We start from the raw sequence: 16953 nt of genomic DNA on the forward strand, positions 1-16953 counted from the left end.
CAGACCGTCTCCGGGGAGGCGCCCCGGCACCGGGCGAGCGTCGTCGGGCGGTCACTCGCGGACCCGGGCGTCGACCGGAGGACGCGTGGGGGCGCCGTCCGCGTCCAGGCCCGCGAGGAGACGCAGCCCGTCCTCGGCCGGGCTGCCGGGGGCCGCGGACAGCACCAGCAGCTCCATGCCGGATTCCTCGGGCAGCGCGAAGTTCTCATGGTGCAGTTCGAGCAGTCCGACCAGCGGATGCCGGTACGCCTTGGGCCCATGGGTGCGGGCGCGCACGTCCGCACGGGCCCAGAGGCGGCGGAAGCGTTCGCTCCCCATGGCGAGCTCGCCGATGAGCGAGGCCAGACGGGGATCGTCGGGATGCTTGCCGGCGGCCAGGCGCAGATGCCCGACGACGTCGAGCGTGCACGTCTCCCAGTTCGCGTAGAGGCCGCGCTCGGCCTCCTCGAGGAAGATGTGCCGGGCGGTGTTCAGGCCGGGGATCGGCCGCCCGTAGAGGAGCCGGGCGAGACGGTTGCCGGCGAGGACGTCCAGACGGTGGTTCATGACCAGCGCGGGTGCGTCGGCGACCAGGTCGAGGACGCGCAGCAGCTCGGGCCGGAGGCGCCCGGCCGGCGCCTTCACGGGACGGCGGCGCTGACGGGCCAGCCGGTGGAGGTGCCCGCGTTCGGTCTCGTCGAGGCCGAGGACGCGGGCGAGCGCGTCGAGGACCTGCTCGGAGGGCTGGGTCGCGCGGCCCTGTTCCAGACGCACGTAGTAGTCGACGCTGACGCCCGACAGATGCGCGACCTCTTCGCGACGCAGCCCTTCGACCCGCCGGCGGCTGTCGGTGGGGATGCCGACGGCGGCGGGGTCGATGCGGGCGCGCCGGGTCCGCAGGAAACCCGCAAGATCGTCCATGCCCTCCAGTATGGCCTCGGCCGCGCCCGCGAAGGTGGCCCTGTCATTACCAGGAAGCCCGGTCCGACGGAAGGAGCGTCCCTGAACACCGGCCGTCGCGGAGCCCAGGATCGAAGACATCCGATCCGAAGGAGTTCCCCGTGAAGACGCTGATCGTCCACGCCCACCCGGAGCCCAAGTCGCTCAACAGCTCGCTGAAGGACCTCGCGGTCTCCACCCTGGAGTCCGCCGGGCACGAGGTGCGGGTGAGCGACCTGTACGCGATGAACTGGAAGGCGGTCGTGGACGCCGCGGACTACGGCCCCGCCGCCTCGAGCCCGCTGAAGGTCGCTCTTGACTCGGGCCGGGCCTTCGACGCCGGGACGCTCACCCCGGACGTCGTGGCCGAGCAGGAGAAGCTGTTGTGGGCCGACACGATCATCTTCCAGTTCCCGCTCTGGTGGTACACGATGCCCGCGATCCTCAAGGGCTGGGTGGACCGGGTGTTCACCTACCACTTCGCCTACGGCGTCGGTGAGCACAGCGACACCAAGTACGGCGAGCGCTTCGGCGAAGGCACCCTGGCGGGGAAGAGGGCACTGCTGTCGGTGACCGCCGGCGGCCCGCAGGCGCACTACGGGGCCCGTGGGATCAACGGCCCCATCGACGACCTGCTGTTCCCGATCCACCACGGCATCCTCTACTACCCGGGCATCGAGGTGCTGCCGCCGTTCGTGCTGTACGGCACCGACCGGATGACCGACGACGACTACCGGGGCGTCGCCGAGGCCTGGGAACAGCGCCTGCTCACCCTGGAGTCGAGGGAGCCGATCGCGTTCCGCCGACAGAACTTCGGCGACTACGAGATCCCCTCGCTCCGGCTGAAGGAGGGCCTGGAGCCCGAGGGCCGCACGGGCTTCGGGCTGCACATACGAGGCTGACCCCCGGCACCGGAGGCGCCGGGGGAGAAAGGACCGGGCAGGGACGGCTCGTTGGACCGAGCTCGCCATACCCGTCGACGGTGTCTCGGAGACGGGTCGTGACGGGGGCCGTTCAAGGCGGGAAGCCGTGGCAGGGGTGACAGGAGTCGAACCTGCGACATCCGGTTTTGGAGACCGGCGCTCTGGCCATCTGAGCTACACCCCTTTGGTGTGCGCACAGTCTGACACGGGGGTGGATCTCGATGCCAACCGATTTCGATTCCCCCGTTGACGACGGCGCGCTCACCGCGCCGCCTCCCCGGTGTCCCGGTCCCAGTCGCCGACGTAGGCCGCCACCCCGGACCGGCGGGCCTCCGCGAGGGCGGTGAGGCGGGCGAAGTCCTGCACCGGCATCAGCGCCCGCCACTCCTCCAACGGGAGGACCCGCACCTCGTCGTGCTCCTCGGGGGCGAGCGTGAAGCTTGCGACCTGCCGGTCGGTCAGCCGTCCCCCGTCGAAGACGAAGCCGACGGTCGCGAGCGGCCATGACGCGCCGGGCAGGCCGAAGACGGCCGCCAGCAGGCGCGGCGGTCCGGGGACCAGCAGTCCCGTTTCTTCCGCGGTCTCCCGCACCGCCGTCCGCCACGGCCGCTCGCCGTCCTCCGCGGTCCCGCCGGGCAGCTGCCAGGGGTGTTCGGCGCTGTAGACGGCGTGAAGCTGTACGGGCCGGTCGTTCATGTCGGTGAAGAAGAGCGCGCCGAACACGGTCGCCTTCGGCAGCGAGGCCGCGTACTCCTCGGGCGGGAGGAAGTCGGTCATCGAGGACCCCTGTCTCTGACCTGTGGGCATCTCGTCATCCGTACGAGATGATCCAGCAGCGCCGACAGGCCGGCATCACCCGCATGATGAAGCGCTAGGGTTACAGGTCAACGGGGCTTCTGTACACAGGCGTTCTGGTGTCCGAGTCGCCGTGTCGAGACGCGGCGGGGTTGTTCCGACCCGGCCTCCGGCTCCACGCCGAACCGCCTGGGGGACTCACCATGACCGAAGCTCGGATCGACGCCGCCGACACCGACGGCGACAGCGGCACCGACGGCGGCAGCGATGCCGACCGGGAGGCCGTCGAGCACGAGCGGGCCGAGCTGCGGGAGTTCGTCCAGGGGTTGAGCACGGACGACATCAAGTCGGGCAGCTGGTTCACCAAGCTCCTCGCCCAGGCTCTGAACTCCTACACCGAGAAGGTCGACTGGCAGTACTTCCAGGAGCGCTACGAGGGCGTGCCCGCGGACGCCGTCGTCGATCAGCGGATCAAGATGGCGGCTCGGTACGCCGCGCTCGAAGGCGGACTCTCCGCCGGGGCCTACACGGCGGCCGTCGTCGCCACCCTCGGGAGCCTTGGCGGTGCCTCGCCGGCGACCGTCCCGGCGGCCATCGCGACCGTGATGATCGACGTCGCGTTCATCACCCGGCTCCAGCTCCGCCTGGCCTACGACATCGCCGTCCTCTATCGGGTCCCGCTCGACCTGTCCGACCCCGAGGACATGTGGAAGCTCATTCGAGTGGCCTTCACGATCAAGAGCGGGGAAGTGGTCCGGGAAGGCGTGATCAAAATGGTCCCGGCCATGATGCGGCCGGTGATCAAGCGCTTCTACTCCGGAGCGGTGCTGAGTGCCGCGAAGGGGTTCCCCTTCGTCGGGAAGTTCCTTCTGCAGCGCAACGTCATCAAGATCGGCATCCCCGCGGTCGGCGTCCCCCTCGCGGTGGCGTTGAACCGCTATACGACGCTGCTCGCGGGGCGGCACGCGCAAGCCGTCTTCCGGAACGAGGCGCGGGTGATCGAAATCGCCGAGGGCCTGAGCAAGCGGAGCCGGCACCCGCGGTTGATGCTGTGGGTCGCGTGGCTCGTCATCGGGGCGGACCGGAAGACGGCCGATGACGAGGCGCTGTTGATTCGGCATCTGGTGAGGCTGGTACGGGAGCGGCATCAGGTGGTCGACGGGGAGTTCGCTCACCTGGTCGACATCGATCCCGCCGAGGTGTGGCGGCGCATGGACGCCGAGCCGGGGGATCTGAGCGACCTCCTCGACGTGGCCGACCGGGTGGCCGCCGTGGACGGTGCCGTCAACGCTTCCGAGAAAGCTGTGATCTCCGAGCTTCGAGAGCGCTGCCGCCGGGCCTGACGCGGTCATGGACCAGCTTCCACCAGGGCGAGGAGCTGACGCGTGAGGGGTCGTTGCCTGCCGGACGGCGGGCGTGAGGGCGGAACGCCGTCCGGTTCGGGCGAGGACCTGTGGGCTCAGCGGCGGAAGACGGTCACCCCCTCGACGATCGTCTCGTCGACCGACGCGTCCTTGATCTCCTCCACCGGCACGGCGAACAGGTCCCGGTCGATCACCACGAGGTCCGCGTACTTGCCGACGGTCACCGATCCGCGGTCCCCGTCCACGAAGTTGGCGTAGGCGCTCCCCATCGTGTACGCCTCGATCGCGGCGGTCAGGTCGATCGTCTGACCCGGCACCCACGAGTCGCCGCCGTCCGGGGCGCGGCGGGTGACGGCGGTGTAGAGGTGGGCGAGCGGGTTCATCTCGGCGACGTTCCAGTCGCTGGAGAAGGCGAGCTTCGCGCCCGCCTCGCGCAGGCTGCGGAACGCCCAGGCGTGCGACCAGCGATGCTCACCGACGCCTTCGGCCCAGTCCTTGCCCGGACCGGCGACGTCCGGCGCGCAGTGCCGCGGCTGCATGCAGGCCACCACGCCGAGCTCGGCGAACCGGCCGACGTCCTGCGGATGGAGACACTCGACGTGCACGAGCTGGTGGCGGGCGTCGCGGGGCCCGTTGGCGGTGCGCGCGGCCGCGTGCGCGTCGAGGGCCGTACGGATGCCGCGGTCGCCCGTGGCGTGCGTGAACGTCTGGAAGCCGCGCCGGTCCAGCCCGGTCAGCACCTCCGCGAACTCGCCGGGCTCGTAGAACGTGCGGCCCCGGTTGCCGGGCTCGTTGGCGTACGGCTCGAACAGAGCGGCCGTATGGGGTTCGATCACGTCGTCGATGTAGAGCTTGAGCGGACCGACGCGGAACCGGTCGTCGTCGAACCGCTCGGCGCACCGCTCGAACTCGTCGAGGTCCTCGGCGGTCGTACCGTGCGGATGGAACAGCGCGGCGATGATCCGCGAGCGCAGCCGGCCCTCGCTCCTCGCCCGCTCGAAGAGGAACAGGTCGTCGGGGGAGTTCTGCGGTTCGACGACGGTGGTCAGACCGTTCTCCGCGGCCATGTCGAGCGAGGCGCACAGACGCTTGTAGCGGCGCTCCTCACTCGCCCAGGGAAGGAACTCGGCCAACGCGCGCTGGCCCCGGCGGGCGAGGCCCAGGACGGCGAACCCGGTGACGAACCCGGTCGGCTCACCGGTGGCGGGATCCTTCTGGACCACTCCCCACGGCAGCCGGCCGGTGTCCCGGGTGATGCCGAGACGCCGGAGGGCGGCCGTGTTGAGCCAGACGCTGTGGACGTCGTAGGTGAACACGAGAGCGGGCCGGTCACCGGTGACCGGGTCCAGATCGGCGGCGGTGGGCATGCGTCCCCCGGGGATCGCCCCGTAGTCGAACGCCTCCGCCTCGATCCATTCGGCGTCGGGGTGCGAGGCCGCCCAGGTCCGGATGCGGGCGTGCACCTCTTCCAAGGTGCGGGCCCCGGCGAGCTGCACGCTGTCGGCGTCGGAGCCGAGGCGGACGTGGTTGTGCGCGTCGACGAAGCCCGGGAGCAGCATGCGCCCGCCGAGGTCGCGTATCTCGGTCGCCGGTCCGGCGAGCGCGGAGACCTCGGCATGCGTGCCCACGGCGCTGATCCGGCCGGCGGTCACCGCCACGGCTTCGGCGCGGGGGAGGTCCGGGTCGACGGTGTGGACGCGGGCCCGGGTCAGGACGAGATCGGGTGCGGGGCGCACGGAAGCTCCTTCGGGTGGTCGGGGAAGGGGAGGGGCGGGAGGCGTGGGAGCGGTGCTCGACGGGCACGGGAAGGGACGCGTCGGGCGCTGGTCAGCCGGTCCGGGTGACGTCGGCGGCACCGTCCGAACCGCCGGGGAACGCGTCCATCCCGGCCGCGGCGGTCGGCGCCAGCGCGGCGGCGCCGACCTTCGACGCGTCCGGGGACGTGCCGGCTTCCGGCGCCGGGCGGCACGCCAGGAGGCACACGGCGCTCACGGCCGCCATGGCGGCGAACGCGACCGCGACGGGGACCCAGGAGCCGCCGAAGGAGGAGTAGAGCCAGGTCGTCGCGGCGGGGGCCAGGGTGCCGAGCAGGCCTGCGGTCTGGAAGCTCATGGACAGGCCCGTGTAGCGGACGCGCGGCGCGAACCACCCCGAGGCGAGGGTGCCGAGGGAGGCGTACGCGATCGTGCTGGCGAGCATGGGCAGACACATGGCGAGCCACAGGCCGGCGACCGAGCGGGTGTCGGCGAGCCAGAACATCGGGAAGGCCGCGACCAGGTGCAGCAGGACGCCGATGAGCGTGACCCGGCGCAGGCCGTAGCGGTCGGCGAACAGCGCGCTGAGCGGGGTGCACACGATGACGACGACGGAGGCCGCGGTTCCGGCGGCCGCGGCCTGGGCGTCGGTGAAGCCCAGCTCCGTGACGGCGTAGCTCGACATGAAGGTGACGACGATGTAGTAGCCGCCGACGGTGATCAGGAACGCGCCCGTCGCGAGCAGCCACGTCTTCCAGGCGTGGCGCAGTACGGCGATCACGGGGGCGGACTCCTTGCCCCGGCCGGCCTGGCCCGAGGCTTCCTCGGCCCGTCGGGCGGCCTCGAACTCGGGCGACTCGTCCATCGAGCGGCGGATGACCAGACCGACGGCGACGAGCACCGCGGACAGCAGGAACGGGAGGCGCCATGCCCAGTGCGCCAGCGCGTCGTGCCCGACCAGCGCGGTCAGGGCGAAGACGCCGGTCGACAGGAAATAGCCGACACCGTCGCCGACCTGCGGGAACGATCCGAAGAACGCCTTGCGGCGGGGCGGGGCGTGTTCGACCGCGAACAGGACGGCGCCGCCCCACTCGCCTCCCACGGCCAGTGACTGGATCATGCGGATCAGCACGAGGAGCAGCGGTGCGAGGACGCCGATCTGGCTGTAGGTGGGCAGCAGACCGATGCACACGGTGGCGGCGCCCATCAGGGTCATCGACCAGATGAGCGCCTTCTTGCGGCCGTGCCGGTCTCCGATGTGCCCGAAGAGGATGGCGCCCAGCGGTCGACCGAGGGCCCCGACGAACAGGGTGGCGAAGGACATCAGGGTGCCGAGGGCCCGGCTCATCTCGGGGAAGAAGAGCTCGGGGAACACGAGTGCGGCGGCGGTGGCGTAGATGCCGAAGTCGTACCACTCGACGCTCGTGCCGATCATCGCGGCGGTGGCGATCTTCCAGGGCCCGGAGCGGCGTGGCGCCCCGGCGGGGGCTGCGGTGCCCGTGGACTGGCTCATACGTGGCTCCTTGGGGACATCGATTGGGTTCGGTGTGGACCCAAAATCGATGGGGCGACGTTAAGGGGGCCCCTGCGGCCTGTCAATAGGGTTCGACGTGATCCCAATAGACTGGTCGGACGGAGCCGAGCGGAATCCAGAGGCGAGGGGCAGGCCATGGGCGGGACGAGTGCGAGCCGGAACGACGGGGCGGGCAAGCGGAACGAGAAGGAGGCGAACGGCGCCGGCCCCCGGCAGGCGCCCTCGCACGCGGTCGTGGCCGACGCGCTGCGTCAGCGGATCGCGCTCGGCGGCTTCGGCCCCGGCGACAGGCTGCCGACCGAGCGGGACCTCGCCGCGGTCTTCGGGGTCGGCCGCAACACGGTCCGCCAGGCGGTACGGGAACTCGCCGATGAGGGGCTCGTCGTCACGACCCTGGGCCGCTCCGGCGGCACCCGGGTCGCACCGGCGCCCCGGAGCGGCCGCGACAGCAGGGCGGCGATCGCCGCAGGCATCCGCGCCTCCCTGCGTGACTACATGGAGTACCGCCAGGCCATCGAGCCGTTCGCGGCCCGCCTCGCCGCCGAGCGGGGCGCGGCGGCGAGCAGGCGCGGGCTCGTCGAGATGCTGGAGGCGAAGGTCGCCGACCTCGGCGAGTACCACCGCGTGGACACCCGGTTCCACCTCGGCGTCGCCGAGGCCGGTGGCAACGAGGTGCTCGCGGAGGCCGTCACGCGGGCGCGCACCGAGATGTTCGTGGCGGGCAACGCGCTCTGGCTGGGTTCGGACTGGACGCCGGTCTACCCGACCGACCGGGACTTCGGGCGCGCGTTCCGCGAGGAGCACGAGGCGATCGCCCTGGCGGTCCTGTCGGGCGACGGGGACACGGCCGAGCGCCGGATGCGTGAGCACCTGAAGGAGTCGCACCAGCAGTTCCTGGTCCTCCTGGACCAGTTCGCCTCGACCTCCGGCTGAGGGGTCCCTCCCCTCGGCGGGCGGGCGGGCGGAAGGGGGAGGGGCGGAAGGCGGGCGGCGCGCGAGATCTGGTTGACGAGCGCTCGGGGTGCCCCCTAAGGTCCTAATTGGATCCAGCGTGGATCCAATTAGTCGCTCGTTCCCACAGGAGCCCGCCGTGCACGCTTACGATGAGGACCTCACCCAGCAGGTCATGGGCCATCTTCTCGACCGGCTCCGCCTCGACCCTCCGCCGCTGGGCCGGCTCGGAGAGCACGAGGAGCTCGCCCTGGCGCTCAAGGGCGCCATCGGCACGGGGCCGCGCCGCCCGGCCGACGTGCTGCGGACCTACACGGACGCGCTGGAGCCGACGGTCGTCTCCTGCGATCACCCCGCCTTCCTCGCGTTCATCCCCGGCGCTCCGACGAAAGCCGCCGCACTGTTCGACATGGTCCTCTCGGCCTCGTCCCTCCACGGCGTGTCCTGGTTGGAGGCCTCGGGCGCCGTCGCCGCGGAGAACCAGGTCCTGCGCCTCTTCGCCGACCTGGCGGGGATGCCGCAGGGCGCCGGAGGGTGCTTCGTCAGCGGCGGTTCGGCCGGCAACCTCTCCGCCCTGATCGTGGCCCGCGACACCGGCAGGCGCCGCCTCGGCCTGGCCGCGACGGCACCCGTCAGGATCGCGGTGAGCGACCAGGTCCATTCCTCCGTCGGCAACACCCTGCGGATCATCGGCGTCGAACCGCTCGTCGTCCCGACCTCGGACCACCGGCTCACCGGTACGGCCCTCGCCTCGGCGCTCGAGAGGGCCTCGGCCGACGGCGGCGCCCCCGTCGTGGCCGTCGTCGCCACCGCCGGCACCACCAACGCCGGCATCATCGACGACCTCGACGGCGTCGCGGAGCAGGCCCGGGCCCACGAGCTGTGGCTGCACATAGACGCCGCCTACGGCGGCGCCGCCCTGTTCGTGCCGGAACTCCGCGCGCGCCTGCGCGGCATCGAGCACGCCGACTCACTCGTCGTCGACCCGCACAAGTGGATGTTCGCGCCGTTCGACTGCGGGGCCCTCCTGTACCGGGAGCCGCACCTCGCACGCGCCGTGCACACCCAGGACGCGTCCTACCTCGACGCGATCCACGGTGCGGACGGAGCCGACCACGACACGGACTGGAACCCCAGCGACTACGCCTACCACCTCACCCGGCGTCCGCGCGGCCTGCCCCTGTGGTTCTCGCTCGCCGTCCACGGCACTGACGCCTACCGGGACGCCGTGGCGCGGGGCGCCGAGATCGCCCGGTACACCGCCCGTCTCGTCGAGGCGACCGAGGGCCTCCACCTGCTCCGCGAGCCCGAGCTGACGGTCGTCCTGATCCGCCGCAGCGGCTGGCTGCCCGAGGACTACTACGCGTGGTCCAAGCGCCTTCTCGCCTCCGGCCTCGCGTTCGTCACCCCCAGCGTCTGGGAGGGCGAGACCGTCGCCCGTCTGGCGTTCCTGCACCCGGGAATCACCGAGGAGACGGTCCGAACGATCATCGCGTCCCTCGCCGACGGGTCCGGTCACGGTCTCGGTGAGCCGGAGCGGCCGTAGCGCTCCGGGAATTCGGGGACACGTTCACAAAGGTGGCGACTCCTTGCACGATCCTCTCGTCGGCCGCTCACCGTCACTCGGCGCGTGGTCAGATGGCGATCATGCCCGTTCGGGCGATGTCATCGAGAGCATGAAAAGGAATCAGGAATGAGCGACCCGACGAATCGACGTCCGCTGCCGCATGATTTTCACCCGCCGGTGCCCGACCTGTCGGTCAGCAGCAAGGACCTGACGGACGGTGGGGTCCTGCCGGACGCGCATGTGTACGCGAAGGGGAACTCCTCGCCGCAGCTGAGCTGGTCGGCAGGGCCGGCGGGCACCCGTGGCTACGCGGTCACCTGCTATGACCCGGACGCGCCGACCGGCAGCGGGTTCTGGCACTGGACGGTCTTCGACATCCCGGCGGACGTCACCGAGCTGCCGGCCGGGGCCGGGACCGGGAACTTCGAGGGGCTGCCCGCGGGTGCCCTGCAGGCCCGGAACGACTACGGCAGCAGGGACTTCGGCGGCGCCGCGCCGCCGCCGGGGGACGGTCCGCACCGCTATGTGTTCACGGTGTACGCCGTGGACCAGGAGAAGCTGGGCCCGGATGCGGACGCGTCGCCGGCACTCGTCGGTTTCCATCTCCGGTTCCACGCCATCGCCCGCGGCCGGCTGATCGCCGAGTACGAGGACACCGGAGAGTAGGCGCCCACGGTGCGGGAGCGGCCTGCCCTTCGTGGGGCGCCCGCACGATCTTCGCGTGTTCTTGCACGATTCTCTCTCCAACGGGGAGGAACGTGCCAGCCCGTGATGGGATGGGCGCATGTCCCTCGACGAGCTGCGCGACCTGCTGGAGCGGCACGCGCGACCTGACCAGAGCACGGCCATCGACGGCGTCCGGATCTGCTGGGCCGACCCGGGCGCCGAGCCGGAGTACTCGATGTCCGGCGTGATGCTGGCCGTCATCGCGCAGGGTGGCAAACGGCTCGCGCTCGGCGAGCGGGTGTACGAGTACGGGGTCGGCCAGTATCTGGTCACCTCGGCCGACCTGCCGGTGACCGGGCGCGTCGCACCCGGCGGCCGGGAACTCGGTTTCGGGATGACGCTGGAGCCCGCCGTCATCGCGGAGTTGATGCTCCAGGCCGGGCCGGGCGACCTGCCGCGATCGGCCGGGTCGCCTCGGCCGGGGATCATGGTCAGCGAGGCCTCGGCGGAGCTGATCGACGCGATCGTCCGGCTGCTCCGCCTGCTGGACCGGCCGCGTGACCGCCGGGTGCTGGTCCCCTTGATCAAGCGTGAGATCCTGTGGCTGCTGATGACAGGGGAGCAGGGCGAGGCGGTCCGCCAACTGGGCCTCGCGGACAGCAGCCTGAACCACATCACCCGGGCGGTCGACTGGATTCGGGACAACTACACCGAGGCCTTCCGGGTCGAGGACCTGGCACGTTCCTCCGGGATGAGCGTCTCCGCGTTCCACCGGAACTTCCAGTCGGTGACGGCGATGAGCCCGATCCAGTTCCAGAAGCAGATCCGATTGCAGGCGGCGCGGCTCCTGCTGGCCAACCGTCCGCACGACGTGACCGGCGTCGGCCACCGGGTGGGGTACGACAGCCCCTCGCAGTTCAGCCGTGAGTACAAGCGCCAGTTCGGCGTACCACCGAGCACCGACGCGGCACGCACGCGCGAGCGCGTCGACCACGCGTCCGCCGTCGTGCCCTAGAGGATGTCTTGCCGGTCCGACAAGGTCCGACAAGGTCCGACAAGCCGGTCCGACAAGCCGGTCCGGCCGTCCCCGAATCGCCGCAGAGACCTGCCGGAGAAGGACTGGACGGAGCAGGGCGGGGGGCCGTCGATAATTCCCTCGACATCGGCCGCGGTCATCGGTGACGCTTCACGCGATGACCAGAATCGACGACACGCCGCCCGCGTGGGACGAGCGCACCCAGCTCACCACGTTCCTCGACTACGTACGTGACACCGCCCGCGCCAAGTGCGAGGGCGTCTCCGCGGAGAACGCGCGCAAGGCGCTACTGCCGGGCTCACCGCTGATGACCATGAGCGGGGTGATCAACCACCTCCGCTGGGTCGAGTACTACTGGTTCCACGTGGTCTTCCTCGGCGAGGAGGACCGGGGCCCCTGGACCGAGGAGGACCCCGACCGCGAGATGCGCATCGCCGTCGACTTCCCGCTCCCGCAGCTGCTCGACGAATACGCCGAACAGAGCGCCCACCACCGTGAACTGGTCGCCGGGCACGGCCTGGACGAGCAGGCCCGGCGAGCCGTCCGCGACGGCCTCCACGTCGACCTGCGCTGGATCCTCCTCCACCTCACCGAGGAGACGGCCCGCCACAACGGCCACCTGGACATCCTGCGCGAGATGCTCGACGGCACGACCGGCGACTAGGGCCTGTCCGGAAAGTAGCGCCGTCTGCCCGGACGTCGCGAGCCAGGCGGGACTTTCCGGACACCCCCTAGGACGTTTTCCTGATCCCGGTCCTCGACCGGAAGGCCGCCCGTGCGGGCGTGACCGCGCCCGCCGACGCGTTCCGGCCGGCTGCCACCGCCTGACCTGGCAGACGACAGCGCCCACGCGCGCGCATGGCCCGGGATGCCGGACTGCACCTGGACACCGTGCGCACCCCGAGCCGGCCCGCGAGGCCGTCGAGCGCGGTGTCACGGCCTTCGTACCGGCCTCCACCGGGCGCCGGGCGAGGGCGAGTGCGTCATCGGCGCGGACGCGTGCGTCGAGTCCGTCCTGTTCCGGTCGGGGCCCTGTCGGTAAATGGGTTGAGCCTCGGCGGCGGCGCCGGGAGGATCGGGGAACACCGATGAGTTCTTCCCGGCGCCGCGGTCTGTCCGTGCGACCCGCCCCGAGCGGAGGACACTCACATGACGGAAGGCACCATGCTTGCTCCCCACGCGCCGCCCGCGCTCCCCGCCGCCCGCGTCACCGCCGTGCTGCGGATCCTCGTGCTGTCCACCTTCGTCGTCCTCCTCAACGAGACGATCATGGTCAACGCGATCCCGCGGCTCATGCGCGAGTTCGAGGTCACCGCCGCCGCCGCGGGGTGGTTGTCCACCTCCTTCATGCTCACCATGGCCGTCGTCATCCCGGTGACGGGATGGTTCCTCCAGCGCGTGACGACCCGGACCGCCTTCGGCCTCGCCATGGCGCTGTTCCTCGCCGGCACGACTCTGGCCGCGGCCGCGCCCGCCTTTCCCGTGCTGCTGGCCGCCCGTGTCATCCAGGCCGGCGGCACCGCCGTCATGATGCCGCTGCTCATGACGACGCTGATGACCCTCGTGCCCCCGCACGACCGCGGCCGGGTCATGGGCAACATCACCCTCGTCATCTCCGTCGCGCCCGCCCTCGGCCCCGCGGCCTCCGGCGTGCTGCTGCAACTGGGGACCTGGCGCCTGCTGTTCCTGGCCGTGCTGCCCATCGCCGGAGCCATGGCCCTCTTCGGCCGGCGCCAACTGGTCAACATCGGCGAGCCGCAGGCCGGCCCCATCGACTGGTTGTCCGTCCCCCTGGCGGCCATGGGCTTCGGCGCCCTCGTCTACGGCCTGAGCGGGCTCGGTGCCGAGGGCGCGGCCCAGGCCCCCGTGCCCCCGGTGGTCACGACCGTGGCCGGCGGCGTGCTGGTGGGCCTGTTCGCATGGCGACAGCTGGCACTGCAGCGCTCGTCCACACCGCTGCTCGACCTGCGCACCCTGACGTACCGGCACTTCTCCGTGGCGCTCGGCCTGATGTGCCTGTCCTTCATGGCCCTCATGGGCGGGTTCATCCTGCTGCCGATCTACCTGCAGGAGGTGTCCGGCCTGACCTCGCTGCAGACCGGGCTGCTCCTCATCCCCGGCGGCCTGACCATGGGCCTGCTCGGACCGCAGGTCGGCAAGCTCTACGACCGGCTCGGCGCACCACGCCTGGTCGTGCCAGGAGCCGCGCTCACAGCGGTCTGTCTCGCCCTGTTCGCTCTCACGGGCGAACAGACCTCGCCGTGGCTGGTGCTCGCCCTTCACGTGGCTCTGAGCGTCGGCATGGCGTTCGTCTTCACCCCGGTCTTCACCTCAGGCCTGTCCGTACTGCCGCCGCACCTCTACCCCCACGGCTCCGCCATCCTGGGCTCGCTCCAGCAGGTCGCGGCCGCCGCCGGCACCGCCCTGGTCATCAGCGTCATGTCGGGACACGCCGCCACGGCGGCAGCCGACGGCGCCGACGCCACCGGCGCCCTGGCGACGGGCATCCGGTGGGGATTCGGCGTCGGCGCCGTGATCGGAGGACTGACCGTGCTGGTCGCCCTGCTGGTCCGCACCCCGCCCGCCCCGCAGCCGCCCGCCGAGTCGGAGGTCCGGGACGAGGGCGGCACCACGGACAAGGCCGCCCAGTCACCCGCCTGCTGACGCCGGTCGGCGCACCGCGGTCCGGAGCTCAGGGACTGTCCGCGGTGCCCTCGTCCGTCGAGCGTACGAGCGCGGGCCGGCCCTGCGGCCCGCGCCGGGCGTCGTGCGTGGGTCTCGGGGTCAGCCCGCTGCGGTGAGTTCACCGCTGAGGGAGCCGTGCAGGCCGGCGCTGGGGCCGTTGAGGCCCGTGATCTCCACGGTCTTGCCGCGCCGGCGGTAACGGTGCTCGATGGCGTCGAGCGCCGCCACCGAAGAGGCGTCCCAGATGTGGGCGGCGGAGAGGTCGATGACGACCCTGTCGGGGTCGCCGGCGTAGTCGAAGCGGCCGACGAGCTCGTTGGACGAGGCGAAGAACAGCTGGCCGGTGACGGCGTAGACGACCTGGCCGCCGTCGGGGTCGATGACCGCGGTGACGTCCGCGAGCCGCGCGACGCGCTTGGCGAAGACGACCATCGCGGTGACGGACCCCGTTACCACGCCCACGGCGAGGTTGTGGGTGGCGACCACGCACACCACCGTGACGGTCATGACGACGATCTCGCCCGCGGGCATCCGCTTCAGCGTCCTGGGCGCGACGGAGTGCCAGTCGAAGGTCGCGAAGCAGACCATGACCATGACGGCGACCAGGGCGGCCATCGGGATGTCGGAGACGACCGGTCCGAAGACGATGCACAGCACCATCAGGAACACGCCCGCCAGGAAGGTGGACAGGCGGGTCCGGGCGCCGGAGACCTTCACGTTGATCATGGTCTGACCGATCATGGCGCAGCCGCCCATGCCTCCGAAGAAGCCGGTGACGATGTTCGCGATGCCCTGCCCGACGGCCTCCCGGGCCTTCGACGAGCGGGTGTCGGTGATCTCGTCGACGAGCTGCGCCGTCATCAGGGACTCCATCAGCCCGACGAGCGCCATGGCGAAGGCGTACGGGGCGATGGTGGCCAAGGTGTCGAGCGTGAAGGGTACGTCGGGCAGTCCGGGGACGGGCAGCGAGGCCGGCAGCGCGCCCTTGCCGCCGACGGTCGGCACGGTGATGCCCGCGGCGACGGTGATCACCGTGAGGACCGCGATCGAGACCAGCGGGGCCGGGACCGCTGTGGTGATCCTCGGGAACAGGACCAGCAGGGCCAGACCGGCCGCGAAGAGGAGGTACACGGCCCACGGCACGTCCCACAGCTGCGGGACCTGGGCCATGAACACCAGGATCGCCAGGGAGTTGACGAAACCGACCATCACCGAGCGCGGGATGAACCGCATCAGCCTGCCCACGCCCAGCGCGCCCAGCACGATCTGGAAGACGCCGGCCAGGATGACCGCTGCCACCAGATACCCGAAGCCGTGCTGCCGGTTGAGCGGGGCGATGACCAGGGCCACCGCCCCCGTGGCGGCGGAGATCATCGCGGGCCGGCCGCCGACGACGGCGATCGTGACCGCCATCGTGAAGGAGGCGAACAGGCCGATCGCGGGATCCACCCCGGCGATGATCGAGAAGGAGATGGCCTCCGGGATCAGCGCCAGCGCGACCACCAGGCCGGCCAGCACCTCGGTACGCAGCACCTTCGGCGACAGCCAGGACGGGCGGAAGGAGCGCAGCCGCGCGGGTACGGAAACGGCGGAGTCGGGCAAGGCGGGCAAACCTGTCGGGCGGGCACACCGCCGGAGAGCAGGCGAGCGTACGGGGGAGACGGAACGATCCTCCACGGTACCGGCGCCGCGCCCCGGCCGACCACGGCCCCTGTCGGATCCGAGACGAAGGCGTTGTGAGGGATTGCCCCGTTCGTCCGGGACCGGGTGCATGGGGCGTCGGGGCCGGGGCATGCGGATCCCAAGCGGGACGGACCCGTTGTGAAACGCACACGGAAGAGAAGGGCGGCCGCGATCCGTCGGCCGTCCTCGTGCACCGGAGGAGTTGTTTTCGCGTGACTGAGCACGTGTGGAGCTACAAGTCGACCGCGGGCCACCTGGCCGGTACCGATCTGACCGGCTACAAGGTCGAGGCGATCGACGGCGGCATCGGGAAGGTGGACAAGCACTCCGACGAGGTCGACGACGCCTATCTGGTCGTGGACACCGGGGTCTGGATCTTCGGCAAGGAGGTCCTCCTTCCGGCCTCCACCGTGGTCCGCATCGACCTGGACGACCGGAGGATCTTCGTCGACCGGACCAAGGAACAGATCAAGGACGCTCCCGAGTTCCACCGCGACAAGCACCTCGACGACCCCGAATACCGTCAGGTCCTGGGCACCTATTACGGAATGGGAGGCCCTTTCGGGGGCCGGACGATCTGAACCCCGCTGTGGAGGGAGGGCCCGAATCCGAGGATTTCGGGCCCTCCCTCCGTGCTTTTCCCGGTCCGGGGAGAACGGTCGAAAGCGGCCGGGGATCAAACAGGGGCCGGTGGGTAGCGGGGCTGTGCAGCGAAAAGGCGAAAAGACGGAAAGGCCAGGAGGAGAGGCATGTCCCGGGAAAACCGTGATGCGACGCAGGACGGGGGCCGTCCGAAGACCGCGGCAGAGGAGGTTCTCCAGGAGGTCGAGGAGGCGGAGACGGACCTGCGGCAGGACGACGACCAGGACGGCGAGGCGGCCGACGCCCTTTCCCCCAGCCGAAGCGCGCAGGAGGACGCGCGGCGGCGGGCGAGCGGGACGGATCCGGAGAACGACTGAACGGACGGCGGAGCCCTTCGCAGGGCCTTTCGGCGGTCCGCTCGTCGCGCCCCCGGTGGTCCTCGGCCCGGGACGGAGCACACGCTCCGTCCCGGGCCGAGGACCACCGCACGACACC

15 protein-coding genes and 1 tRNA gene are annotated in these 16953 nt (G+C 71.2%); 10 read left to right on the top strand and 6 right to left on the bottom strand.

Annotated features, from left to right (window positions below):
* Positions 1-51: 51 nt before the first annotated feature.
* Entirely contained in the window at positions 52-900 is an 849-nt protein-coding gene (locus BLW86_RS35605) for a helix-turn-helix transcriptional regulator (protein WP_093877834.1), read from the bottom strand.
* 140 nt (positions 901-1040) lie between these two features.
* Between BLW86_RS35605 and BLW86_RS35610 the strand changes: the two genes are divergently transcribed.
* Positions 1041-1820, top strand: a complete 780-nt coding sequence (locus tag BLW86_RS35610; RefSeq protein WP_093877835.1) for an NAD(P)H-dependent oxidoreductase — start codon at positions 1041-1043, stop codon at positions 1818-1820.
* Positions 1821-1948: 128 nt separating this feature from the next.
* Here the strand turns inward: BLW86_RS35610 and BLW86_RS35615 are convergent.
* Positions 1949-2025: transfer RNA gene (locus BLW86_RS35615), tRNA-Trp, on the bottom strand.
* Between the two features lie 77 nt (positions 2026-2102).
* Positions 2103-2618, bottom strand: a complete 516-nt coding sequence (locus tag BLW86_RS35620) for an NUDIX domain-containing protein (protein ID WP_093877836.1) — start codon at positions 2616-2618, stop codon at positions 2103-2105.
* A 221-nt stretch (positions 2619-2839) separates the two neighbouring features.
* Here BLW86_RS35620 and BLW86_RS35625 point away from each other — a divergent pair, with 221 nt between their 5' ends.
* Positions 2840-3979, top strand: a complete 1140-nt coding sequence (locus BLW86_RS35625) for a hypothetical protein (RefSeq protein ID WP_093877837.1) — start codon at positions 2840-2842, stop codon at positions 3977-3979.
* A 116-nt stretch (positions 3980-4095) separates the two neighbouring features.
* Here BLW86_RS35625 and BLW86_RS35630 read toward each other — a convergent pair whose 3' ends face one another.
* Both BLW86_RS35630 and BLW86_RS35635 read right to left on the bottom strand, forming a co-directional pair.
* On the bottom strand, positions 4096-5736 hold the full coding sequence (locus BLW86_RS35630; protein WP_093877838.1) for an amidohydrolase: 1641 nt from the start codon (positions 5734-5736) through the stop codon (positions 4096-4098).
* 91 nt (positions 5737-5827) lie between these two features.
* Positions 5828-7267 (bottom strand): MFS transporter, encoded by a 1440-nt coding sequence (locus tag BLW86_RS35635; RefSeq protein WP_093877839.1) that lies wholly within the window; start codon positions 7265-7267, stop codon positions 5828-5830.
* Positions 7268-7423: 156 nt separating this feature from the next.
* On the opposite strand from BLW86_RS35635, the gene BLW86_RS35640 reads away from it, so the two are divergent.
* From BLW86_RS35640 to BLW86_RS35665, 6 genes are all read left to right on the top strand, one after another.
* A complete protein-coding gene (locus BLW86_RS35640) occupies positions 7424-8221 on the top strand; it encodes a FadR/GntR family transcriptional regulator (RefSeq protein WP_093877840.1) in 798 nt (265 codons plus the stop codon).
* 157 nt (positions 8222-8378) lie between these two features.
* Positions 8379-9785, top strand: a complete 1407-nt coding sequence (locus BLW86_RS35645; RefSeq protein ID WP_177181850.1) for a pyridoxal phosphate-dependent decarboxylase family protein — start codon at positions 8379-8381, stop codon at positions 9783-9785.
* A 147-nt stretch (positions 9786-9932) separates the two neighbouring features.
* The gene (locus tag BLW86_RS35650) at positions 9933-10472 is read left to right on the top strand and encodes a YbhB/YbcL family Raf kinase inhibitor-like protein (RefSeq protein ID WP_093877841.1); all 540 of its coding nucleotides are present in this window, start codon (positions 9933-9935) and stop codon (positions 10470-10472) included.
* A gap of 118 nt (positions 10473-10590) precedes the next feature.
* The gene (locus BLW86_RS35655; protein ID WP_093877842.1) at positions 10591-11487 is read left to right on the top strand and encodes an AraC family transcriptional regulator; all 897 of its coding nucleotides are present in this window, start codon (positions 10591-10593) and stop codon (positions 11485-11487) included.
* 178 nt (positions 11488-11665) lie between these two features.
* Positions 11666-12172 carry a DinB family protein gene (locus tag BLW86_RS35660; protein ID WP_093877843.1) on the top strand — a complete coding sequence of 169 codons (507 nt, stop codon included), beginning with the start codon at positions 11666-11668 and terminating at the stop codon, positions 12170-12172.
* A 485-nt stretch (positions 12173-12657) separates the two neighbouring features.
* Positions 12658-14172, top strand: coding sequence for a DHA2 family efflux MFS transporter permease subunit (locus BLW86_RS35665; RefSeq protein WP_256341538.1), 1515 nt, complete (start codon positions 12658-12660; stop codon positions 14170-14172).
* A gap of 120 nt (positions 14173-14292) precedes the next feature.
* Here the strand turns inward: BLW86_RS35665 and BLW86_RS35670 are convergent, their stop codons facing one another.
* Complete coding sequence (locus BLW86_RS35670) at positions 14293-15795, bottom strand: SulP family inorganic anion transporter (protein WP_093877844.1); 1503 nt, start codon at positions 15793-15795, stop codon at positions 14293-14295.
* 293 nt (positions 15796-16088) lie between these two features.
* On the opposite strand from BLW86_RS35670, the gene BLW86_RS35675 reads away from it, so the two are divergent.
* Together BLW86_RS35675 and BLW86_RS35680 are read left to right on the top strand one after the other, a co-directional pair.
* The gene (locus BLW86_RS35675; protein WP_093877845.1) at positions 16089-16457 is read left to right on the top strand and encodes a ribosome maturation factor RimM; all 369 of its coding nucleotides are present in this window, start codon (positions 16089-16091) and stop codon (positions 16455-16457) included.
* Between the two features lie 168 nt (positions 16458-16625).
* Positions 16626-16835, top strand: a complete 210-nt coding sequence (locus BLW86_RS35680) for a hypothetical protein (RefSeq protein ID WP_093877846.1) — start codon at positions 16626-16628, stop codon at positions 16833-16835.
* Positions 16836-16953 lie beyond the last annotated feature (118 nt).

Source organism: Streptomyces sp. TLI_105 (genome assembly GCF_900105415.1).
Lineage (GTDB): Bacteria > Actinomycetota > Actinomycetes > Streptomycetales > Streptomycetaceae > Streptomyces.

Coding starts and splice junctions, on each gene's coding strand:
- BLW86_RS35660 (WP_093877843.1), top strand. CDS start 11,666: ATGACCAGAATCGACGACACGCCGCCCGCGTGGGACGAGCGCACCCAG.
- BLW86_RS35665 (WP_256341538.1), top strand. CDS start 12,658: ATGACGGAAGGCACCATGCTTGCTCCCCACGCGCCGCCCGCGCTCCCC.
- BLW86_RS35605 (WP_093877834.1), bottom strand. CDS start 900: ATGGACGATCTTGCGGGTTTCCTGCGGACCCGGCGCGCCCGCATCGAC.
- BLW86_RS35625 (WP_093877837.1), top strand. CDS start 2,840: ATGACCGAAGCTCGGATCGACGCCGCCGACACCGACGGCGACAGCGGC.
- BLW86_RS35655 (WP_093877842.1), top strand. CDS start 10,591: ATGTCCCTCGACGAGCTGCGCGACCTGCTGGAGCGGCACGCGCGACCT.
- BLW86_RS35635 (WP_093877839.1), bottom strand. CDS start 7,267: ATGAGCCAGTCCACGGGCACCGCAGCCCCCGCCGGGGCGCCACGCCGC.
- BLW86_RS35640 (WP_093877840.1), top strand. CDS start 7,424: ATGGGCGGGACGAGTGCGAGCCGGAACGACGGGGCGGGCAAGCGGAAC.
- BLW86_RS35620 (WP_093877836.1), bottom strand. CDS start 2,618: ATGACCGACTTCCTCCCGCCCGAGGAGTACGCGGCCTCGCTGCCGAAG.
- BLW86_RS35650 (WP_093877841.1), top strand. CDS start 9,933: ATGAGCGACCCGACGAATCGACGTCCGCTGCCGCATGATTTTCACCCG.
- BLW86_RS35680 (WP_093877846.1), top strand. CDS start 16,626: ATGTCCCGGGAAAACCGTGATGCGACGCAGGACGGGGGCCGTCCGAAG.